At 65.1% G+C, this 21,666-nt stretch carries 16 protein-coding genes; 5 read left to right on the top strand and 11 right to left on the bottom strand.

The window, feature by feature from the left end; translation table 11 throughout:
• Positions 1-41: 41 nt before the first annotated feature.
• Entirely contained in the window at positions 42-731 is a 690-nt protein-coding gene (locus BM190_RS34935) for a peroxiredoxin family protein (protein ID WP_092262057.1), read from the top strand.
• Positions 732-840: 109 nt separating this feature from the next.
• Positions 841-2,193 carry a M23 family metallopeptidase gene (locus tag BM190_RS34930; protein ID WP_177237476.1) on the top strand — a complete coding sequence of 451 codons (1,353 nt, stop codon included), beginning with the start codon at positions 841-843 and terminating at the stop codon, positions 2,191-2,193.
• A gap of 28 nt (positions 2,194-2,221) precedes the next feature.
• Here BM190_RS34930 and BM190_RS34925 read toward each other — a convergent pair whose 3' ends face one another.
• From BM190_RS34925 to BM190_RS41665, 8 genes are all read right to left on the bottom strand, one after another.
• Positions 2,222-3,457: an ABC transporter substrate-binding protein gene (locus tag BM190_RS34925; RefSeq protein WP_092262055.1), complete on the bottom strand. Its 1,236-nt coding sequence runs from the start codon at positions 3,455-3,457 to the stop codon at positions 2,222-2,224.
• Between the two features lie 107 nt (positions 3,458-3,564).
• On the bottom strand, positions 3,565-4,476 hold the full coding sequence (locus tag BM190_RS34920) for a DMT family transporter (protein WP_092262076.1): 912 nt from the start codon (positions 4,474-4,476) through the stop codon (positions 3,565-3,567).
• Positions 4,477-4,556: 80 nt separating this feature from the next.
• Positions 4,557-5,426 carry a DMT family transporter gene (locus BM190_RS34915; protein ID WP_092262054.1) on the bottom strand — a complete coding sequence of 290 codons (870 nt, stop codon included), beginning with the start codon at positions 5,424-5,426 and terminating at the stop codon, positions 4,557-4,559.
• Positions 5,427-5,440: 14 nt separating this feature from the next.
• Positions 5,441-6,322 (bottom strand): NAD(P)-dependent oxidoreductase, encoded by an 882-nt coding sequence (locus tag BM190_RS34910; RefSeq protein ID WP_092262053.1) that lies wholly within the window; start codon positions 6,320-6,322, stop codon positions 5,441-5,443.
• Between the two features lie 2 nt (positions 6,323-6,324).
• Positions 6,325-7,456, bottom strand: a protein-coding gene (gene prfB, locus BM190_RS34905; protein WP_099091752.1) for a peptide chain release factor 2 whose coding sequence is annotated in 2 segments (ribosomal slippage) — positions 6,325-7,386 and positions 7,388-7,456 — 1,131 coding nt in all. Because the reading frame shifts where the segments join, the coding sequence is not laid out codon by codon here.
• Between the two features lie 107 nt (positions 7,457-7,563).
• Positions 7,564-10,074: a penicillin-binding protein 1A gene (locus BM190_RS34900; protein WP_018323014.1), complete on the bottom strand. Its 2,511-nt coding sequence runs from the start codon at positions 10,072-10,074 to the stop codon at positions 7,564-7,566.
• 277 nt (positions 10,075-10,351) lie between these two features.
• On the bottom strand, positions 10,352-11,647 hold the full coding sequence (locus BM190_RS34895) for an N-acetylmuramoyl-L-alanine amidase (protein ID WP_092262052.1): 1,296 nt from the start codon (positions 11,645-11,647) through the stop codon (positions 10,352-10,354).
• Positions 11,648-12,264: 617 nt separating this feature from the next.
• Entirely contained in the window at positions 12,265-13,098 is an 834-nt protein-coding gene (locus BM190_RS41665) for a hypothetical protein (RefSeq protein WP_283806138.1), read from the bottom strand.
• Between the two features lie 21 nt (positions 13,099-13,119).
• On the opposite strand from BM190_RS41665, the gene BM190_RS34890 reads away from it, so the two are divergent.
• Positions 13,120-15,417, top strand: a complete 2,298-nt coding sequence (locus BM190_RS34890; RefSeq protein WP_283806137.1) for an Rne/Rng family ribonuclease — start codon at positions 13,120-13,122, stop codon at positions 15,415-15,417.
• Between the two features lie 68 nt (positions 15,418-15,485).
• Positions 15,486-16,718, top strand: coding sequence for an NAD(P)/FAD-dependent oxidoreductase (locus tag BM190_RS34885; protein ID WP_092262050.1), 1,233 nt, complete (start codon positions 15,486-15,488; stop codon positions 16,716-16,718).
• 85 nt (positions 16,719-16,803) lie between these two features.
• Here BM190_RS34885 and BM190_RS34880 read toward each other — a convergent pair whose 3' ends face one another.
• From BM190_RS34880 to BM190_RS34870, 3 genes are all read right to left on the bottom strand, one after another.
• Positions 16,804-18,138 (bottom strand): dicarboxylate/amino acid:cation symporter, encoded by a 1,335-nt coding sequence (locus BM190_RS34880; protein ID WP_018323010.1) that lies wholly within the window; start codon positions 18,136-18,138, stop codon positions 16,804-16,806.
• An 85-nt stretch (positions 18,139-18,223) separates the two neighbouring features.
• A complete protein-coding gene (locus BM190_RS34875; RefSeq protein WP_092262049.1) occupies positions 18,224-18,781 on the bottom strand; it encodes a biotin transporter BioY in 558 nt (185 codons plus the stop codon).
• A gap of 89 nt (positions 18,782-18,870) precedes the next feature.
• Entirely contained in the window at positions 18,871-20,058 is a 1,188-nt protein-coding gene (locus BM190_RS34870) for a pyridoxal phosphate-dependent aminotransferase (protein WP_092262048.1), read from the bottom strand.
• A gap of 176 nt (positions 20,059-20,234) precedes the next feature.
• Between BM190_RS34870 and BM190_RS34865 the strand changes: the two genes are divergently transcribed.
• Positions 20,235-21,635, top strand: a complete 1,401-nt coding sequence (locus BM190_RS34865) for a M48 family metalloprotease (protein WP_092262047.1) — start codon at positions 20,235-20,237, stop codon at positions 21,633-21,635.
• The last annotated feature ends 31 nt before the right edge of the window (positions 21,636-21,666 follow it).

Below are 21,666 nucleotides of genomic sequence, written 5' to 3'. Positions count from 1 at the left end.
CCGTTTCGGTTGACCCGCCGAAAGCGTCGAAAGGAAGGCGTATGTCCAAGAAATCCCGAACGAAATCGTCCAAAACGCCCTCCGGCAGTCCGACGGCTAAAAAGCAGGCCCCGAAAACGCGGGCCTCTACTCCGACAAAGTCCGCGAAAACGCCGCGGACACCGGCGAGCAAATCAACCGGGACCTTAGCAAAAGCAGGATCACATACGGCCGCATCGAAACAGTTAAATTCCTCCAAATCGGTGTCTCCGCCCGCCAAGGCGAAGTCGGGCCTGACCGAGGGCCAGAAGGCCCCCGCCTTCCGCCTGCCCCGCGACGGCGGCGAGGTCGTCACATTGGCGGACTATGCCGGCCGAAAGCTCGTCCTGTTCTTCTACCCCCGCGCCGACACCCCGGGGTGCACCCGGGAGGCGATCGACTTCACTCGCCTCGCCGGTGCCTTCGCGGCTGCCGACACTGCCGTGCTCGGCGTCTCCGCCGATCCGTTAAAGGCTCAGGAGAAGTTTCGCGACAAGCACAAGCTCGGTATCCCCCTGATCTCGGATGAGACGCACCAGATGCTGGAAGCCTATGGCGCCTGGGGCGAAAAGTCCATGTATGGCAAGAGCTTCCTTGGGATTCTTCGCACCACGATACTGGTCGGGGCCGATGGCAAACTGGCCAGGATCTGGCGCAATGTCCGGGTCGACGGTCATGCCGACGAGGTGCTGGAAGCGGCAAGAAGTCTTTAACCAGTCCTTTAAATTCGCGCGTTCCCGTTTCCGGAAAATTAACCATGACCGCCCAGATTGCTGCGGCAATTAGGCCGTACGGACTCATCCGACCGGCGCGGGAGTGCCGATGTCGAAAAGTTCTGCCCAATACTCGCAGTACGCCCAACATCATCCTCACGACCGCGGACGGGCCTCCCAACGCCGTCCTGCCCCCGCGGCAACCGCAGCGATTCCCCTTCCCGCGACCGACGACGCCTACACCATCGTCCATGCCGGCAAGCAGGTTCGCTTCGGGCCCGTGGTGTTCTGGATCGTGGTTGGCACGGTGGTGCTGCTCGGTCTCTGGTCGGCGGCAACCGCTACCTATTTCGCTTTCCGTGACGACGTCCTGACCCGGTTGATCGCCCGCCAGGCCGAGATGCAATACGCCTATGAGGACCGCATCGCCGAGCTGCGCGCCAAGGTCGACCGCACCACCAGCCGCCAGTTGCTCGACCAGGAACAGTTCGACCAGAAACTCGACCAGATCATGAAGCGCCAGACGGCGCTGGAGTCCCGGGCGACGGCGCTCGGAGCCATGCCTGATGTAACCGGCTCGATTCCGCGTGCGACGCCCCAGCGCGGCGATTCGAGCCAGAGCACGCCTAAACCCTCGCCGATCAGCGACACCGTGATTTTCGTGGCGCCTCCGGACCGTGAGGCCCGCCTGGAATCGCGCGCCCCCACTGTCGCAGCGGCCCCGACCAGCCAATTCGCCAAGAACCAGGGTTTCGACAACGTCCTGGTCCGGCTCACGACCTCGCTCGACCAGGTTGAACGGCGCCAGATGGCGGCGCTCAGCGCCGTCGAGGAAGGCATGGATTCACGGATGCGCCGGATGCGCGGCGTCGTCAGCGATCTCGGCCTGAATCTCGCCAATCTCGAATCCGCCGTGCCGCGCAGCGCGATGGGTGGTCCTTTCGTGCCGGTCAAACTGACGGCCAACGCCGGACCGTTCGAGAAGCAGCTCTACCGCATCAACACCACGCGCGCCGAGATGGACCGTCTCAACCGCACGCTGGCGCTAGTGCCCTACCGCAAGCCCGTCATCGGCGAGGTCGAGTTCACCTCCGGCTTCGGCGTCCGCAGCGATCCCTTCCTCGGCCGGCCCGCAATGCATACCGGGCTCGATTTCCGCGCTGCCACCGGCGATCCGGTTCGCGTCACCGCCAACGGCAAGGTGGTGTCGGCCGGCTGGTCCGGCGGTTACGGCCGCATGGTCGAGGTCGACCACGGCAACGGACTTTCGACCCGCTATGGCCATCTCTCCGAGATCAACGTCAGGGTCGGCGAGACCGTGAAGATCGGCCAGGTCGTCGGTCTGGTCGGGTCGACCGGTCGCTCCACCGGTCCGCATCTGCACTACGAGACCCGCATCGAGGGCGAAGCGGTCGATCCGCAGAAGTTCCTCCGCGCCGGCGTGCGTCTCAGCGCGGGTTAAGCCCGCGACAAAAGGCGACTGTACATCATCACTGGCTGCGCTCGTGGCCGACCTCGCCGGTGATGACGTCGCCGAACAGCTCCCAGGCTTGCCCGTTGAAGCGCATCAGCTGCATCTGCTCGATCGGGAAATAATCGTCCGGTGAGGTGTTGACCATGATGCCCGGCAGCATCAGGTCGGTGTGATAGTCCTTCAGGTTTGCCGCCTGCTTCATGACGTTTTCGCGGGTGAGATTATCGCCGCATTGCTTCAGCACCTGCGCCATCGCCTCGGCTTGGACATAACCGTAGACGTTGTTGGAATTGGTCTTGTCGCCATCGGGGTAATATTTGTCCATGAACTCCCGCCATTTCACCACGGCCGGATCCTTGTCCCAGGCCGGGTCGGTCGGATCTTTCAGATAGATGGTCGAGATGATGTCCTTGGAGTAGTCGAGCCCGGCCGGCTTGAGTACCGAGGCGACGGAGGTCGCGGTGTTGGCCAGGAAGAATTTTGGCTTCCAGCCGAGCTCGCCGACCTTCCGGATCGCCTGCGCCGAGCCTTTCGGCGCGGCCCATGAGAAGAAGATGTCCGCACCGGAATCGTGCAGGGCGACGATCTGCGAGTCGATCGAGGGATCGCTGACCTCGTAGGACTTGTCGGCGATGATCATATTGGCCTTGTCGCCGAGACCGTCCTTCAAACCCTTGAACTGGTCCTTGCCGGCGTCGTCATTCTGCCAGAAGACGGCGATCTTGCTGCTCGGGAAATGATCGCGAATGTACTTGGCGTAGATGCGTCCTTCGCTCTGGTAGTTGGGCTGGAAGCCCATGGTCCACGGGAAGTTCTTGGGGTCGCCGAACTTGGTGCCGCCGGACGCGACGAACAGCTGCGGCACCTTCTTGGCGTTCATGTACTTCATGATCGCGGAATTCGAGGGCGTGCCGAGCGGCTGGAAGATCAACAGCACCTCGTCGCTCTCGACCAGCTTGCGCGCCTGCTCGATCGCCTTCGGCGGCGAATAAGCGTCGTCATAGCTGATGAAGTTGATCTTGCGCCCGTTGATGCCGCCCTGATCGTTGATCATCCTGAAGAAGGCGGCCTCGGTCTTGCCAATCACACCGTAGGACGACGCCGGCCCGCTATAGGGCATGATGTTGCCGACCTTGATTTCGGTGTCGCTGGCGCCGGGGTCGTATTTTTTCTGCGCCGAGACCGGTGTCGTGATGAGCACTCCGGCAGCAAGCATGGCGAGGGCAGCAAGGTTTTTGCGACGACCCGGCATCGGTCTCTCCCCTGTTTTGTAGTCTTGTTTTGCAGGGAGTGTCGCAAGGCCGTTGGCGGCTGGCAAGCGCTTCGATTTTCCGCGAGATGAAACCGCGAATCCGGAATTTACTCGCTGCGCCGCAGCAGGTTCAAAATGCGTCCGTCGATCACGAGCAGCGCGCTGCCAATGACGATGGCGCCTGCGATCTCGCGCATCGAGATCGGCTCCCCCAGCACCAGCCATCCCAGCAGGATGGCGGTGACGGGAATGAGCAGCGTCACCAGCATGACATTGGTCGCACCGGAGCGCCGTATGATCTGAAAGAAGACGATGTAGGCGAGCGCCGTCGACAGGGCCGCAAGGCCAAGCACCGCGGACCATGTCGCGACACCTGGCACTGCGAGGCGCCATGGCTGCTCCACCACGCCAGCGATGATTGCCATCATCACCGTCGATGCCATCAGCTGAAACGTCGCCGTGCCCAGCGGCGGGGAGTCCTTCAGCATTCGCCGCGCTGCCAACGCCGCAAAGCCGTAGCTGAGGGCGCCGCCCAGGCAGAGCAGGATGCCGAGCCCCTGCCCCGGTCTTGTCTCGAGGCCCCATCCGCGCAGGATGATGACGCCGACAAGGCCCAGCGCTACGCCGGCCACGCGGCGGATGTGCAAGGCCTCTTCGCCTGCCGCCGCCATCACGAGCACCGTGAACAATGGCGTGGTCGCGTTCAGGATCGATGCCAGACCGCTCGGGATGAAGGTTTGGCCGATCACGATCAGCGAGAACGGGATGGCATTGTTGAGCAGCCCGATCGCGACGAACGGCTTCCAGCCCGTCGTGCCTCTGGGAAAGCTGATCCCCTGCATGCGCAGCAGCGGCAGCAGCATGGCCGCGCCGAGCGCGACGCGCAAGAACACCAGCGTCAGCGGCGGCAATTCCCGCAAGGCCGCGCCGTTGAAGAAGAACGAGCCGCCCCAGAGAACGGAGAGCACCGCGAGCAGCGACCAGTCGCGCGCGTCGATCCTGTTGTCGGTTGGGGGCATGCGTTTCACCTCGGCGCGGCTGCTCGCCTAGGACAACGCGGAAAATCCCGCCACCCGGTTTCCGACAAAATTGCTCGAGATCATCCCCGTGACCGGCGATCGCCCGCGATATCCGCAACTACCGCCCCAATCACCAACGCGCCGCCAATGAGCGCGTGGACGGCCGGTATCTCGCGGAAGGCAACCCAGATCCAGAACGGCATCAGCGGCGTTTCCAGCGTCGCGATCAGGGAGGCCTGCCCCGACGGCAGCAGTCGCGAGCCGAGCATGTAGAAGGTCAGGCCGAGCGCGACCTGGAGGCAGCCGAACATCGCAAGGATCAAAAGGCCATGGCCGCCGACATGGGCGATGTCGCGCGCAAATGGAAGGCTGACGAGGCTTCCGATGAAATTCGACAGTGCGGCTGCCGCCACCATCGACGTCTCGCGATGGCGCCGGACCACCACCGTCATGGTGGAGATGGCGAGCACCATCAGGCAACTGAGCGCGATGCCACCGAGATCGGCACCGGCTTGCACACCGCCGACCGTGATCACCACGCCGGCAAAGGCAATCAGGCTCGCGATCAGCGTGCGCCATGTCGCGGCCTCATTGAGCCACAGCCAAGCCAGCGCGGCCGCGACGAACGGCTGTGTTGCGATCAGCACCGCCACGTTCATGACGTCGGTCATCTGCAGCGCGGGAATGAACGAAATCATGCCGATCGCGGACAATGAGGCCACGAGCAGGCCTGCCTTCCCCGGCACTAACAACTGCCGCAGCCCGGCGCGGCCTTGCATCACGACGAGGAGCATGGTGACCAGGCTGCCGGCGAACAGGCCGCGCCAGAATAGAATGGTCCAGGGATCAAACGGCAGAAGGCGCGTGAAGAACGGCGCCGTGCTCCACGCAATCGCAGCGGCGACGACGAGGGCAATGCCGAGACCGCGTTCCGAACGAGGCTGCCCCATGTGGATGCGACCGGCTAGGACGGCTTCTTCGGCCGCGACACCAGCTCGATCATCTTGCCTTCGTCGTCGTCAGGCATCGCGGCCTTGGCCTGCGCGTAGGACTCGACCGCGGCCCGCGAGACCAGCGGCTTGTCGGCCAGCAGGCTCTCGGCGAGTCTCACGGCGTAGGCGGCATCCTTGTGCCGCAGCGCGGCGGTGAAGGTCGCGCCGGAAAAATCGCGGGCGACCATGCGCTTGGAGTGGCGCTGCACCTGCGGGCTTGCGGCGACGCCCGCCTGGATCGACTCCAGCACGAGGTTCATGTCGAGCCCGGCCTGCTCGGCGATGGCGAGGCCCTCTGCGAGGCCGGCGATCTGAATCGCGCCCATGAGATTGTTGATGAGCTTGTAGACGGTGCCCGAGCCGACGGCGCCGAAATGACGGGTGGTCGAGCCGATCGGCGTCAGATACGGCCGCGCGCGTTCGAGATCGGCGGCGTCGGCGCCGACCAGCAGCGTCAGTTTCCCGGCGGCTGCCGCATCCGGCAATCCCGTCACGGGGCAATCGATGTAGATCAGCCCGCGCGCGTTGAGCTCGCGGCCCATCTCGCGAGCGTGGTCATAGGAGACGGTCGAGCATTCGATCGCGATCGTGCCGGCCTTGGCGGTCTTCGCGGCGCCCTTCAGTCCGAGCCAGACCGCGCGCGAGGCCTCGTCGTCGGCCACCATGGTCACGACCGCGTCGGCATCGATGGCGGCGTCCTCGGGCGAGGTCGCCCAAAGCGCGCCGCGCGCGATCAGCTCTTCAGCCTTGGCCTTGCTGCGATTCCACACCGTCACCGTGAAGCCCGCATCGAGGTAGCGCCCGGCCATGCCATGACCCATTCGCCCCAATCCGATGAAGGCGACGCGGGGCATGGCTAGTCCACGTCCTCGATGTCGGCACCCGTGGTGCCGAAGGCGCGCTGCGCCAGCGTCGCGGCCATGAAGTCGTCGAGATCGCCGCCGAGCACGCCCGAGGTGTCCGAGGTCTGCACGCCCGTGCGCAGATCCTTCACCATCTGGTAGGGCTGGAGAACGTAGGAGCGGATCTGATGGCCCCAGCCGATATCGGTCTTGGCGGCCTGGTCGGCGGCGGCCTTCTCCTCGCGCTTCTTCAACTCGATTTCATACAGGCGCGCGCGCAGCATGTCCCAGGCCTGCGCCCGGTTCTTGTGCTGGGAGCGGCCGGCCTGGCAGACCACGGCGACACCGGTCGGAATGTGCGTCAGCCGCACCGCGGATTCGGTCTTGTTGACGTGCTGGCCGCCGGCGCCGCCCGAGCGCATGGTGTCGACGCGGACGTCGGCTTCCTTGATGTCGATCTTGATGCTGTCGTCGATGACCGGGAACACCTGCACGCTCGAGAACGAGGTGTGCCGCCGCGCGTTGGAATCGAACGGCGAGATGCGCACCAGGCGATGCACGCCCGCTTCCGTCTTCAGCCAGCCATAGGCGTTGTGGCCCGAGACCTGGATCGTCGCGGACTTGATGCCGGCCTCTTCGCCCTCGGACTCTTCCAGCACCTCGACCTTGAAGCCGTGGGTGTCGGCCCAGCGCGTGTACATGCGCAACAGCATCTGCGCCCAGTCCTGGCTCTCGGTGCCGCCGGCGCCGGCGTGGACTTCGAGATAGGAATCGAACCGGTCGGCTTCGCCCGACAGCAGCGCCTCGAGCTCGCGGCGCGCCACTTCCTTCTTGAGATTCTTGAGAGCCGCTTCGGCTTCCGCGACGACGCCGGCATCGCCCTCGGCCTCGCCGAGCTCGATCATGCCGATATCGTCTTCGAGCTCCTGCTCGACCTTGCCGATGCCCGAGAGCGAATCCTCCAGCGAGGTCCGCTCCTGCATCAGCTTCTGGGCTTTCTGGGGATCATTCCAGAGATTGGGATCTTCTGCGAGCTTGTTCAGCTCGGCGAGGCGTGCCGTCGATTTCTCGACGTCAAAGATGCCTCCTCAGCAGCCCGACTGACTGCTTGATCTCTTCTACCAACCGTTCGATTTCGGCGCGCATGTCGTTCTCTGGTCTCGCGGAATCCCGCGTGCAATTGAGTGGGGGATGTAGCGGCGGCGGCTGCAAAGCGCAACCGCTGACGCGATAACGTCCCTATTGTTCTAGCCTCAGTACAGCCTGCCGGTGCCCGGCTGCATGAAGAAGCCGGAATCCGGCTGCTGCTGCTGCGAGGCCGGCATGCCGCCGCCACGCCCGTCAGCGTCGGCAACGCCAATGACCGAATAATTATCCGGCGGCGCCGTGCCCGGCTTGAAGGCCTCCAAAATGGTTCCGCCGGTCTCGCCGGGGCCGGCGCGCATGCCGGTCTTGGAGACGACGCGGACCAGCTTGATGCCAGCCGGCACCTTGAACGGAACGGCGGGCTTGTCGGCGAGCGCGAGCTTGAGGAAATCGCGCGCGATGGGCGCGGCCAGATGGCCGCCGGTTGCGGCATTGCCCTTACCCAGCGGACGCGGCTTGTCGTAGCCCATGTAGATGGCGACGGCGACGTCGGGCGAGAAGCCGACGAACCAGGCGTCCTTGGCCTCGTTGGTGGTGCCGGTCTTGCCGGCGACGGGTTTGCCGACTTCCTTGATGACCGTGGCCGTACCGGCCTGCACCACGCCTTCCATCAGCTCTGTGATCTGATAGGCGGTCATGGAGTCCAGCACCTGCTCGCGGCGATCGATCAGCTGCGGCTCGGCCTGGTTCTTCCAGCCGCCCGGCGCGTCGCAGCCGCGGCATTCACGCTGGTCGTGCTTGAAGATGGTGTGTCCGTAGCGGTCCTGGATGCGATCGATCAGCGTCGGCTTCACCCGGCGGCCGCCATTGGCGAGCATCGAGTACGCCGTGACCATACGCATCGCCGTCGTCTCGCCGGCGCCCAGTGCATAGGAGAGATAGTTCGGCAGCTCGTCATAGACACCGAAACGGCGGGCATATTCGCCGATCAGGGGCATGCCGATGTCCTGCGCGAGCCGCACCGTCACGGTATTGAGCGACTGCCGCAGCGCGTTGCGCAGCGTCACCGGTCCCTGGAATTTGCCCGAGGAGAAGTTTTCAGGCCGCCACACGCCGGCGCCCTGCCCCTGGTCGATTTCGATGGGGGCGTCGAGCACGACGGTCGAGGGTGTATAGCCGTTGTCGAGGGCGGCCGAATAGACGATCGGCTTGAACGACGAACCTGGCTGCCGATAGGCCTGAGTGGCGCGGTTGAACTGGCTCTGGTCGAACGAGAAGCCGCCGACCATGGCGAGCACGCGGCCGGTCCAGGGATCCATCGCCACCATTGCGCCGGACACTTCGGGAATCTGGCGCAACCGGTACTGGCCCTCGACCGGCTGGCCATCCTTGTAGAGCGGATCGGCATAGATGACGTCGCCGGGCTGCAGCACCTGCGACACCGCCGTCGGCGTCTTGCCTTTGGTTCCGCCCTGCACGGCTCGCGCCCACCGCACGCCGTCAACCGTGACAATGCCGGTCTCGCGCTGCTTGCTCACGGCGCCGCCAAGCTCGCGGTTCGGCTGGAAGCCGATCCGCGCCGACTGGTCGCTGGTCTCCAGCACCACCGCCATGCGCCACGGCGAGATGTCGGACAGCGATTTGATCTCGGCGAGCTTGACGCCCCAATCGCCCGAAATATCGAGCTTGCTCATGGCGCCGCGATAGCCCTGCTGCTCGTCATAGTTCACGAGGCCCGAGACCATGGCCTTGCGCGCCATGACCTGGATCTTCGGATCCAGCGTGGTGCGGACGGACAGACCGCCCTCATACAGCTTCTTCTCGCCGTAGCGCTCGAAGATGTCGCGGCGGACTTCCTCGGCAAAATATTCGCCGGCGAAGGTGTGGGCGCCGTTGGACCGGTTGGTGACGGCCAGCGGCTCCTTGCGGGCCTTGTCGGCGTCGGCCTGCTTGATCCAGCCGTTCTCCACCAGACGGTCGATGACGTAGTTGCGGCGCTCGATGGCGCGGTCGCGGTTGCGGACCGGATGCAGCGTCGCCGGCATCTTCGGCAGCGCGGCCAGATAGGACGCTTCCGCCACCGTCAGCTCGTTCACCGACTTGTCGAAATAGACCAGCGAGGCGGCAGCAATGCCGTAGGCACCCAGACCGAGATAGATTTCGTTCAGATACAGCTCGAGAATCTTGTCCTTCGAGTAGGTCTTCTCGATCCGCATCGCGAGCAAGGCTTCCTTGATCTTGCGGGCGAAGGAGACCTCATTGGTCAAAAGGAAGTTCTTGGCGACCTGCTGGGTGATGGTGGAGGCACCCTGCGGACGCCGGTTCGAGCCGTAATTCTGGATGTAGACCACGCCCGCGCGCGCCATGCCGGTGTAGTCGATGCCGCCATGCTCGTAGAAATTCTTGTCCTCGGCCGCGAGGAACGCGTTGATCACGAGCTTCGGCACCGCCTGGATCGGCAAATACAGCCGCCGCTCCTTGGCGTACTCGCCGAGCAGCGAGCCGTCGACCGCGTGCACGCGGGTCATCACCGGCGGCTCGTAATCCTGAAGCTGAGAGTAGTCGGGCAAGTCCTTGGAGAAATGCCAGATCAGGCCTGCCACGGCCCCGACACCAACAAGGAACACCACCGTTCCCGCGGCGAACAGGAAGCCCATGAACCGCACCAGCAAGCGCATTATGTGTTTATCCGTTCAATCTCTGGATCAGCTCAGTATCAGCCCCTTGGCACCCAAACAGGGGCCAATCTTCACGTCACGAATTCACCGGCTTACGCAATACCATCAGTGCCGGACTTTAGACGCTTGCCGAGCGGGATTCTCTCCGATTCCGGAACCCCCTGCGGCATTTTTATAAAGCGCCGGCTGTGGCCAAACTAGGGCTTTTGCGGCGGGACGGAAAAACCCTTTCAATGCGACGATCCCCCCAGTCGTCAATTTGACGATCCCCCGGTCGTCAATTTGACGATCCCGCCGTGGCCATCCGCTTGGTCAAGAACCCGTCGATCGCCTGCGCCATCGAGCCCACGGCACGCGACCGCCAGCCCTCGGAGACCAAATGCTCGAGGTCGCCCTTATTTGAGACATAACCGATCTCGACCAGCACCGAGGGCACGTCGGGCGCCTTCAGCACCCGGAAACCCGCCGACTTCAGGGGATGCTTGTGCATCCGTACCGTCGACTTCATCTCGCCCATCAGAAGACGGGCAAAACGGTTTGAAAAGGTGCGGGTTTCCCGCTGCGTAAGGTCGATCAGGATGTCGGCGACGTCGGTCGGCTCCTCGGCGAGATTGAAGCCTGCGATAGCGTCCGCCCGGTTTTCCGCGTCCGCCAGTCGCTGGGCTTCGGCATCGGACGCCTTGTCGGACAGCGTATAGATGGTCGCGCCCTGCGCATCGCCCTCGGCACGGGGCAGCGCATCAGCGTGAATAGAGACGAACAAGGCGGCCTTCAGATTCCGGGCGATCTTGGTGCGGTCATTGAGGGGAATGAAGGTGTCGTCGTCCCGCGTCATGACCACACGGTATTTGCCGGCCTTCTCCAGCTTGTCGCGGAGCGCCAGTCCGAAGGCCAGCACCAGGTTCTTCTCGCTCTCACCGCTCGACTGCGTGCCGTTGTCGATGCCGCCATGGCCGGGATCGATCACGACCACCGGGCGGCCATCGGCCTTCTGCTGCGCCGTGTCCGGGGTTGTCGTCGCGGGAGCCGTTGCAGGCTGCGCCTCGGCGATCGTGGGCCGCAGCTCGGGGCGGTTCTCGGGTGCGAGCGACTGCACGAAGGCCGTCCGGTCGACCTCCTCCAGCTCCAGCACGAGCCGGGCCGGCTGGCCGTTGGCCGCCTCCAGCACATAGGAATTGGCGATCCGGGCCGGTCCCGTCAGGTCGAACACGATTCGCGAGCCGCCGGGCATGACGAGCCCGTAGCGGAAAGCCTTGACGAGGCCGCGCCCCCCGACCCCCGTGCCCGCGGGCAGCTGAAAATTGACCTGCGGCACGTCAACGACGACCCGGTACGGGTCTGCGAGCGTGACCGCACGGAAGGTAACGGTCTGGTCGATGTCGAGAATGAAGCGGGTCTGCTTGCCGTCGCCGGCCAGCCGGGCGGCGGAGGCGACTGGAAAATTCGCTACCGCAACAGTGGGTTGCGGCTGGCTTTCCGCGGCGCTCAGGCGCGAGGAATCAGCACACGGCAACGCTGCGGCGCACAGAAGTGCGCATCCCAGCAAAACCCGTTGATTTGTGCGGCTCGCCACCGATTCCGTGCCTCCGAGCAGCCCTTTTAACGCAATAGAACCACAGGGTTAATTGATCCTTAATGACAGAAACGCGAAACTCGCTGACTGTGACCGCCGTGCGACGCTCCCTTGCACCGATGGCTCATTCCTCGTATGTACGGAATGCTGACGGCCGATATTTCCGGTTGTGTCGCATTCAGCCTCCCGGTGCAGCGCCGGAACTCTCAAGGTTTGGGAATTCCAGCGTTTTTCCGTTCCCCTCTAAGGCCAGCGCGGTGCGCGGCAGCGAGGTGGAACGGGTCAAGCGCCGGCGGCGGACGGTCCTGGGTTACCTCTCGCGTTACCGGGACAGTTCTGACAGCGACGTAACCCATTAACCCGGTCCCTTGATCCCAGGGGAGCGGTTCGTGATCATCAAGGCGAGCGCGCTCGCGCCATGCCTGGCCAGCAGCAACTGATTGAAGGGCGGCCTCGCCGCCCAATGTTTCATACGGGCCGACGCTTGATGCGCCAGACTGTGCCGACGAATTCTGAAGGATCATTCGCGACGCTGCGGAGTGAAAATCCCGCGCGCCGCCTTGGTCCTGAAGCTTCCGGTTCGGCAAGGCGCGAGAGACGGCGTTTCGGCCTTCCCCTCACCCCCGAATCAGGTGGACCGTCGCGTCACCCGGCAGCGCAGCTCGCGCCCACGGTGAATCGCGCCCGCCGCCGCCAAGAGTTAAGACATGCCCAACAAGATGTTGATCGATGCCACCCACCCGGAAGAGACCCGGGTCGTCGTGGTCCGCGGCAATCGCGTCGAAGAGTTTGATTTCGAGACCGCGCAACGCAAGCAACTGCGTGGGAATATCTACCTCGCCAAGGTCACAAGGGTTGAACCCTCGCTCCAGGCCGCCTTCGTCGAATATGGCGGCAACCGCCACGGCTTCCTCGCCTTCAGCGAAATCCATCCCGACTACTACCAGATCCCGGTCGCCGACCGTCAGGCACTGATCGAGGCCGAGGAACAGGCCCATCGCGAGGCCGAGGAAGAGAGCGAGAACCGCTCCCACGGCCGCCGCCGTTCGCGCCACCGCAACGCCCGCCGCCGCGGTCATGGCGAGCGCGTGCGCAGCGACATCGTCGAAGGCGCAGATCCCGCGGCCCAGCCGATCGAAGGCGCGGCGCTGCCGGAGCACGCCGAGGGCGCCCTGCACGAAGGCGAGCATCTGCACGCCGACGCGGAGCATCGCGGCGAGCACGAAGCTCACGATCACCACGATCATGATCATGACGAGCATGATCACGACGATCATCATGCCCATGATGACGGGCACCTTCACGCTCACGATCATGACCATGGTCACGATGGCGAGCATGATCATCACGACCACGATCACGCCGACGAGACGCCCGCGCCTGTCGCAACGATTGGCGCCGAGCCTGTGGTCGCCGCCGAGCTGCAGGAGACCGCCGCCCCCGAAGCGCATGCGGAAGCTCTGGCTGAGGCCGTGACCTCCGCCGCTGAACCTGCCGATGCCGTGTATGCTGCGGTCGAGAGCGCCGAGGCGCCGCATGCCGAGGCTGCGGAAACAACCGGCGAAGACGACGAGGACGAGGACGAAGACGGCGAGGAAGCCGAAGAGGAAGTCGTCGAATCCGTCGGCGGCGACGACGTGCTGGAGGAAGTGCCGGAGCGCACCTTCCGCCCGCGCCGCCAGTACAAGATCCAGGAAGTCATCAAGCGCCGCCAGGTGATGCTGGTGCAGGTCGTCAAGGAAGAGCGCGGCAACAAGGGCGCGGCGCTGACCACCTACCTCTCGCTCGCCGGCCGCTATGCCGTGTTGATGCCGAACACCGCACGCGGTGGCGGCATCAGCCGCAAGATCACCAGCGCTCAGGACCGCTCGCGCCTGAAGGAAGTGGTGCAGGATCTCGACGTGCCCGAGGGCATGGGCATCATCCTGCGCACCGCCGGCGCCGCCCGCACCAAGCCCGAGATCAAGCGCGACTTCGAATACCTGATCCGGATGTGGGAGACGGTGCGCGACCTGACGCTGAAGTCGCAGGCCCCGACCCTCGTCTACGAGGAAGGCTCGCTGATCAAGCGCTCGCTGCGCGACCTTTACAACAAGGAGATCGACGAGATCTCGGTTGCCGGTGAAGCCGGTTACCGCGAAGCCCGCGACTTCATGAAGATGCTGATGCCCGCCAATGTCAGTGCGGTGAAGCAGTATCGCGACGGCCAGCCGCTATTCTCGCGCATGGGCGTCGAGAGCCAGCTCGACGCGATGTTCTCGCCGACCGTGCAGCTGCGCTCCGGCGGCTACATCGTGATCAACCAGACCGAGGCGCTGGTCTCGATCGACGTCAACTCGGGACGATCGACCCGCGAGCACCATATTGAGGACACCGCGCTCAAGACCAATCTGGAGGCGGCCGAAGAGGTCGCCCGCCAGCTTCGCCTGCGCGACCTCGCCGGCCTGATCGTCATCGACTTCATCGACATGGACGAGAAGCGCAACAACCGTGCGGTCGAGCGCAAGCTGTCCGATTGCCTGCGGCAGGACCGCGCGCGCATCCAGGTCGGCCGCATCTCGCATTTCGGCCTGCTCGAGATGTCGCGCCAGCGCATCCGCGCCAGCGTGCTCGAGAGCTCGACCGATCCGTGCCCGCATTGCGGCGGCACCGGCCATGTCCGCTCGGTGTCCTCGGTGGCGCTGCAGCTGCTGCGCGGCCTCGAAGAGATCCTGATGAAGGGCGCGACCCACAATCTCGTGGTCCGCACCCGCACCGACGTCGCGCTGTATGTGCTGAACCACAAGCGCGGCCATCTGCGCGATCTCGAGAACGGCTTCAAGGTGACGCTGTCGGTCATCGCCGACGCAAGCGTCAGCGGGCCGCAGGCCTATCTCATCGACCGCGGCGAGCAAGTCCATACGCTGGAAGCCGCCAAGGCGCTGCTGGCGGCGCAGGCGGCAGCAAGCCCGCCGCCGATCGTTGAAGACGCCTATGACGACGAGGAATTCGATTCCGAACTCGAATCCGAGGTCGAAACCGAGGAGACCGAAGGTCTCACCGAGGAGCAGGCTGCGGGCGAGGCAGCTTCCGAGCAGGACGGCCAGCGCCGCAAGCGCCGCCGTCGCCGGCGCGGCCGCGGTGGCCAGCGCGACGGCGAGTTGCGTGAGGATAGCCCTGCCGCCCTCCCCGAGGCGGCCGTTGCGGCCGGCGAAGGCGAAGAGGATGCCGAGTCCGAGCAGGATGGCGAAGAAGGTGAGGAACAGGCGGCCCGCGGCGAGCAGCAGGGCAGCGGTGACCGTCGCCGCCGGCGTGGTCGCCGCGGCGGACGCCGTCGGCGTGGTGGCGGCGAGGACGGTCTCGCCGGCTCCATCAGCGACGAGCTCGCGGCAAATGCGCCGTCGGAAGCGTCCGACGCAGTCGCCGATTTCGACGGCTTCGGCGGCGAGGCTGCGCCCTCGATTGCCCAGGCCGAACACACCGCTGAGCCTGAGGTCTCGCAGCCTGAGCAGCGCGCCGAGGTGCAGACCGAGGCGGTGCCGGCCCAGCCTCAGCCGGTTGCCGCGGAGGAAGAGCCCGCCGACGACAAGACCGCGCGGCGCCGCTCCACGGTCCGGGAAAAGGTGAGCTTCCTGTCGAGCAGCCCAATCGAGCCCGCAGCCCCGGTTGCGCAGGCGCCTGAGCCGGCCGCCCCGCCGGCAGCTGAACCCGTGCCGGAACCTGCAAGCGAAACACCGGCGGCGCCACGCCGCGCCGGCTGGTGGTCGCGCCGCTTCGGCGGCGGTGAATAAAGCCGAACACTCAAGAGAAAACGCCCGGGTCAAGCCGGGCGTTTTTTGATTTGGCGAGGTCAGTTCCAATGCAAAGCGCAATTGTTCTCGGCGGCGGCATGATCGGCGTGAGCGCGGCGCTGCACCTCCAGCAGCGCGGCTGGGCCGTCAGGCTCGTCGACCGCAGGGAGCCGGGCCGCGAGACCAGCTACGGCAACGCCGGGATGATCCAGGCCGAAGCGGTCCGCCCCTATCCGATGCCGCGCGACCTTGCGACGCTGCTGAAGATCGCGACCGGCCGCACCAACGATGTGCGCTACAGCCTGTCGTCGCTTCATCTCCATATCGAGCCCCTGCTCCGCTACTGGTGGCATTCGGCCCCGAAGCGCCATCGCGAGGCCGTCGATGCATGGGCGCGGCTGATCGCCTACGCGACGAGCGAGCACGACATCCTCATTCGCGAAGCCCATGCCGACAATCTCATCCGCCGCGCCGGCTATCGCATGCTGCATCGCGATGCCGCTTCATTCGATCTGGCGATCAAGACGGCGGAGGAAGACCGCCGCGAGTTCGGCGTGAATTTTCGCGTGCTCTCCGGCAGCGAGCTTGCCAGGGTCGAGCCGGTCCTGCGCGACGATCTTCCCGGCGCGATCCATTGGCTCGACACCTGGACCGTGTCCGATCCCGGCGCGCTGGTCACGGCCTATGCCGAGCTGTTCGAGCGCCGCGGCGGCGCCATTGTGCTCGGCGATGCGCAGTCGCTGCGGCAGACCGCGACCGGCTGGTCGGTCGATACGGACCAGGGGCGTCTCGACGCCGCCAACGCCGTCGTGACCCTCGGGCCGTGGTCGCCCGATCTCCTCCACAAATTCGGCTATCGCATTCCCCTGGTGCGCAAGCGCGGCTACCACATGCATTACAGCGGCGGCGCTTCGCTCGACCTGCCGCTGATCGACAAGGCCGGCGGTTATGCCATGGGGCCGATGGCCAAGGGCATTCGCATCACCACCGGAGCCGAGCTGACGAGCCCGGATGCGCTCGCGACGCCCGTGCAGCTCGCCAGCGCCGAAGCATCCGCGCGCGAGCTGATCGACCTCGGCAAGCGCGTCGAGCCGGATCCGTGGTTCGGCACCCGCCCCTGCACGCCCGACATGCTGCCGGTGCTCGGGCAAGCTCCGCAGCATCTCGGGCTCTGGATGAATTTCGGCCACGGCCACCAGGGCTTTACCCTCGGACCCGCGACCGGGCGCCTGCTCGCCGAGATGATGAGCGGCGAGACGCCTGCGATCGATCCGATGCCGTACCGGCCGGAGCGGTTCTAGCCGAAAGAAAAAGGGCTGATCGAGCATCTCGACCAGCCCTATGACTTCAAGGTCTGACAGCGCAGCTCGCGCCGTCAGGTCCAGATCAGTCCGTCGTGATCGCCGTCTCCATGTCGGTCGGATCGATCTGCTTGGAGAGGTTGGCGTTGAGCTTGTCGCGGTCGAGCTCACCCTCCCACCAGGCGACGATCACGCAGGCGACGCCGTTGCCGCACAGATTGGTCAGCGCGCGGCACTCGCTCATGAACTTGTCGATGCCGAGCACGATCGCCATGCCCGGCACGAGGCGCGGATCGACCACGGCCAGCGTCGCCGCCAGCGTGATGAAGCCCGCGCCGGTGATGCCGGAGGCGCCCTTCGAGGTCAGCATCGCCACGACCAGGATGGTGAGCTGCTGGCTGAAGCTGAGATCGACGCCGAGCGCCTGCGCGATGAACAGCGTCGCCAGCGTCATGTAGATGTTGGTGCCGTCGAGGTTGAACGAGTAGCCCGTGGGCACTACCAGACCGACCACCGACTTGGAGCAGCCGAGCCGCTCCAGCTTCTCCATCATGGACGGTAGCGCGCTCTCCGAGGAGGAGGTGCCGAGCACGATCAGCAACTCGTCCTTGATATAGGCCAGGAACTTGAAGATCGAGAAGCCGGCCAGGCGCGCGATGATGCCGAGCACGACGAACACGAACAGCGCCGCGGTGGCATAGAAGGTCGCGATCAGACCGATCAGGTTGAGGATCGCACCGGTCCCGAACTTGCCGATGGTGTAGGCCATCGCACCGAACGCACCGATCGGTGCCGCGCGCATCACGATCGAGATGACGCCGAACACCGCATGCGCGGCATCGTCGATGAAGCTGCGGATGGTGTGGCCGCGCTCACCTAAGCTCATGATGGCGAAGCCGAACAGCACCGAGAACAGCAGCACCTGCAGGATCTCGCCTTGCGCGAAGGCGCCGACCACGGTGTCCGGAATGATGTGCAGCACGAAGTCGACGGACTTCTGGCCGGCGGCCTGCTTGGCGTAGTTCGCAACGGCCGCCTCGCTCGCCGCAGCATTGCCAAAGCCTGCGCCCGGCTTGACGAGATTGCCGACGACGAGGCCGATCACCAGGGCGAAGGTCGAGACGACCTCGAAATAGACCAGCGCCTTGACGCCGATGCGGCCGACCTTCTTGGCGTCCTGGATGTGGGCAATGCCGGAGACCACGGTGCAGAAGATGATCGGGGCGATCACCATCTTGATCAGCTTGATGAAACCGTCACCGAGCGCCTTGATCCATTCGTTGGTTGCGAATTGTGGCCACAGCCAGCCGACGATGGCGCCGAGCACGATGGCGATCAGCACCTGGACGTAGAGAACCTTGTACCACGGCTTTGCTGCGGGCGGCGCGATCGGCGCCTCCGCCATCGTTGTCGTCGTCATTGTTTCACTCCCCCTCAAAACGCTGGGCCAGCCAAGATCAACTTGGCCGGCCCTGTCAATTGGAACCGCGAACTCTTTGCGCGCTTTACCGGCGACGCTCGATCAGCCTGCGCGCCGCCGGCATCAACGTCGCGCCAAGCGCATTCTTGACCAGCGAAGCTGCAATGAACGGCACGATTCCGACCTGCCAGGCTTTTCCAACGCCCAGCCCGAGGCCGAACGCCAGCCAGCCGAACCCGGCGGCCAGAATGACGATATGGCCAACCGCCATCGCTGCAAACAGCAGCGCCACGCTGCGATCCCAGCCGCGCTCGGCGAGCCAGCCGGTCACGAAAGCGGCAGCGACGAAGCCGAACAGATAGCCCGCGGTCGGGCCAACCAGCGGTGCAATCCCACCCACCGGTCCGGCGAATACCGGCACGCCAAGCGCGCCCTCGGCGAGGTAGGCGATCATGGTTGCGCTGCCAAGACGCCAGCCGTAGGCCGCGCCGATCATCAGCACGACCAGCGTCTGTAATGTCATCGGGACATAGGGCAGCGGCAGGCTGACCTTGGCTGATAGCGCCATCAAAGCGGTGCCGAGCGCAACCAGCACGACGGCACGCATCGCGCCGACGGTTTCGCCCGGCCGGGTCGGCCACATCAATGCGGCGAGAGAAGAATGTGGCGCAGCAGCGGTCGAGACAGATCGGTCAGACAAGTTGAACTCCGGTGGTGGTCGAAAACTGGCGGCTATTTAAGCCAGTGAGCGATCCGGTCAACCGCCTCGCGCATCTCCCCGGGCGAGCGTGCATAAGAAAAGCGAATGAACGATCGGCCGTGAACGGGATCGAAATCGACGCCGGGCGTGGCCGCGACGCGTGCCTGCTCCAGCATCTGCTTGGCGAACTCGAAACTGTCGGAGGTGAAGTCCGAGACGTCGGCATAGAGATAAAATGCACCATCGGCCGGCAAGAACTTGCTCAGGCCGGCTTTCGGCAATCCCTCGATCAGAATTCGCCGGTTTTCCTGATAGCCGTGCTTGATCGTCTCCATCTCGGCTGCGCCGTCGAAGGCGGCCTCTGCCGCGATCTGTGACAGCGACTGCACCGAGATCGATAGGTTCTGCTGCAGCCGCTCGATCGGCCGCACCAGAATTTCGGGCACGACCATCCAGCCAACACGCCAGCCGGTCATACAGAAATATTTCGAGAACGAGTTGATCACGAGTGCGTGCTTGGAGAGCGCGGCCGCGGTGACCGCCGGAAACGCATAATCGAGCCCGTGATAAATCTCGTCCGAGATGAAGCGGATGCCTGCGTCTTCGGCGGCCGCCATCAAGCCGGCGAGCGCTTCGCGGGACATCATCGTCCCCGTCGGATTGGCGGGGCTGCCGACCAGCACGCCCTTCAACGGCATCTTGAGATGCGCCGCGAGCAACGCCTCGCCGGTGAGCGCATGGCGCGTCTCGTTCGTGGTCTCGATCAGCACCGGCTCGCAACCGAGCGCGGTGAGGATATGGCGATAAGGCGGATAGCCCGGCACCGTCACCGCGACGCGGTCGCCGGGCTCGAACATCGACAGGAAGGCCAGGATGAACCCGCCGGAGGAGCCGGTGGTCACGACGATCCTGTCAGGGCTGACGTCGCAGCCATAGGCATCGCGATAATGGCGCGCGATGCGCTCGCGCAGACCGGGAAGACCGAGTGCGGAGGTATAATCGATCCGCCCGGCCTCGAGCGCCGCGTGGGCGGCCGCAATCGCGGTGCTGGGCGCCCCGGCCGCGGGCTGGCCGACCTCCATATGGATGACATGGCCGCCGGCGGCCTCGATTCGGGCTGCCGCGGCCATGACGTCCATCACCATGAACGGGGGAACATCACTGCGGCGGGAGGGCTCGAGCCACTGCCCCAACCGGTTCCTCAATGTCGCATCGTGCATCGATTTCTGCTATTCGCTGGCGGGCCGGTGCCTCCGGTCCGGGAAACGGGGCGCTTGCGCCCCAGACTGGCCGCATTGTACGGCTCATAAGGGGTGAGGCTCATAAGGGCATATCGCGTATCCGGTCCGCCGCCAATCGCCAAAACCAAACACGAAACTGCTCTCCAGACCGTTTGATGTTGCTTCAGATCTCATTGCGCAAGAAGGCCTCCGCCCTCACCGCCCTCGTCACGGCTGCGGCGATCGCGCTGCTGCCGCTCCCGGCGGCGCGGGCGCAGCAAAAGGGGCCGCCTGTCCTGCGCGACACCGAGACCGAGCAGCTGCTGCGCGAATATACGCGCCCGATCCTGCGCGCCGCGGGTCTGGAGAAGCAGAACATCCAGATGGTGATCCTGAACGACAGCTCGTTCAACGCGTTCGTCGCCGACGGCCGCCGCATCTTCGTCAATTACGGCGCGATCCTTCAATCGGAAACGCCGAACCAGATCATCGGCGTGCTCGCGCACGAGACCGGGCATCTGGCCGGTGGCCATCTGTCCAAGCTGCGCGAGCAGCTCGCCGCCGCCCAGACCCAGATGATCATTGCGATGCTGCTCGGCGCCGGCGCGATCGCCGCGGGCAGCACCCAGCGCAGCAGCGCAGGCAACAACGGGCTCGCCAATGCCGGCGCCGCCGCGATCTCCGCTCCGCAGGAGGTGATCCGCCGGACGCTGCTGTCCTACCAGCGCCAGCAGGAGGAGAACGCCGACCGCGCCGGCGTGAAATTCCTGACCGCGACCCAGCAATCGCCGAAGGGCATGTACGAGACCTTCAAGCGCTTCACCGGTGAGAGCCTGTTCGCCGCGCGCGGCGCCGATCCCTATCTCCAGTCGCATCCAATGCCGGCCGAGCGCGTCGCCGCGCTTCAGGAATTCGCCAGCTCCAGCCCCTACTGGAACAAGAAGGACGATCCCGCGCTCCAGCTCCGCCACGACATGGTGCGCGCCAAGATCTCCGCGTTCATGGAGCGGCCCGAGACGGTGTACCGACGCTATCCCCAGACCAACGACAGCATGCCGGCGCGCTATGCCCGCGCCATCAGCACCTATCTGCACGGCGATCTGCGCAGCGCGCTGGCCCAGATCGACGCGCTGATCCAGGTGCAGCCCAACAACCCGTACTTTTACGAGGTGCGCGGCCAGGCCCTGTTGGAGAGCGGCAAGCCGGCCGATGCGGTCGCTCCGCTGCGCAAGGCCGCACAGCTTTCCAACAACGCGCCCCTCATCGAGATGTTACTTGGGCAAGCTCTGGTTGGAACCGATAATAAGGCCTACACCGACGACGCCGTTCGGATTCTCCGCGCCGCGGTGGCGCGAGAACCGGAAGCGGTGCTCGGCTATACCCAGCTCGCGATGGCCTATGGCCGGAAGGGCGACTATGCCGAAGCGGATCTCGCCTCGGCGCAAGCCGCTTACCTGCGCGGCGACAACAAGACCGCCCGCGAGCTCGCCACGCGCGCGAAAACCCGTTTCGCCGTCGGCACACCCGGATGGGTCAAGGCCGACGACATCGTGGCGGCGAAGCCGCCGCGCAACTGACGTAACTCGAACGACGCCCGATACCACGACG

The organism is Bradyrhizobium sp. Rc3b, assembly GCF_900114915.1.
Classification (GTDB): Bacteria; Pseudomonadota; Alphaproteobacteria; order Rhizobiales; family Xanthobacteraceae; genus Bradyrhizobium.
This window is presented reverse-complemented; position numbering and strand designations above follow the sequence as displayed.

Excerpts from the sequence above, each read along its gene's own strand:
- BM190_RS34925 (WP_092262055.1), bottom strand. The coding sequence starts at position 3,457 with ATGCCGGGTCGTCGCAAAAACCTTGCTGCCCTCGCCATGCTTGCTGCC.
- BM190_RS34880 (WP_018323010.1), bottom strand. The coding sequence starts at position 18,138 with ATGACGACGACAACGATGGCGGAGGCGCCGATCGCGCCGCCCGCAGCA.
- BM190_RS34910 (WP_092262053.1), bottom strand. The coding sequence starts at position 6,322 with ATGCCCCGCGTCGCCTTCATCGGATTGGGGCGAATGGGTCATGGCATG.
- BM190_RS34870 (WP_092262048.1), bottom strand. The coding sequence starts at position 20,058 with ATGCACGATGCGACATTGAGGAACCGGTTGGGGCAGTGGCTCGAGCCC.
- BM190_RS34920 (WP_092262076.1), bottom strand. The coding sequence starts at position 4,476 with ATGCCCCCAACCGACAACAGGATCGACGCGCGCGACTGGTCGCTGCTC.
- BM190_RS34935 (WP_092262057.1), top strand. The coding sequence starts at position 42 with ATGTCCAAGAAATCCCGAACGAAATCGTCCAAAACGCCCTCCGGCAGT.
- BM190_RS41665 (WP_283806138.1), bottom strand. The coding sequence starts at position 13,098 with ATGCGCTTCGGGGGCGGCGGTCTCCTGCAGCTCGGCGGCGACCACAGG.
- BM190_RS34885 (WP_092262050.1), top strand. The coding sequence starts at position 15,486 with ATGCAAAGCGCAATTGTTCTCGGCGGCGGCATGATCGGCGTGAGCGCG.
- BM190_RS34930 (WP_177237476.1), top strand. The coding sequence starts at position 841 with ATGTCGAAAAGTTCTGCCCAATACTCGCAGTACGCCCAACATCATCCT.
- BM190_RS34865 (WP_092262047.1), top strand. The coding sequence starts at position 20,235 with ATGTTGCTTCAGATCTCATTGCGCAAGAAGGCCTCCGCCCTCACCGCC.
- BM190_RS34875 (WP_092262049.1), bottom strand. The coding sequence starts at position 18,781 with ATGTGGCCGACCCGGCCGGGCGAAACCGTCGGCGCGATGCGTGCCGTC.
- BM190_RS34915 (WP_092262054.1), bottom strand. The coding sequence starts at position 5,426 with ATGGGGCAGCCTCGTTCGGAACGCGGTCTCGGCATTGCCCTCGTCGTC.
- BM190_RS34900 (WP_018323014.1), bottom strand. The coding sequence starts at position 10,074 with ATGCGCTTGCTGGTGCGGTTCATGGGCTTCCTGTTCGCCGCGGGAACG.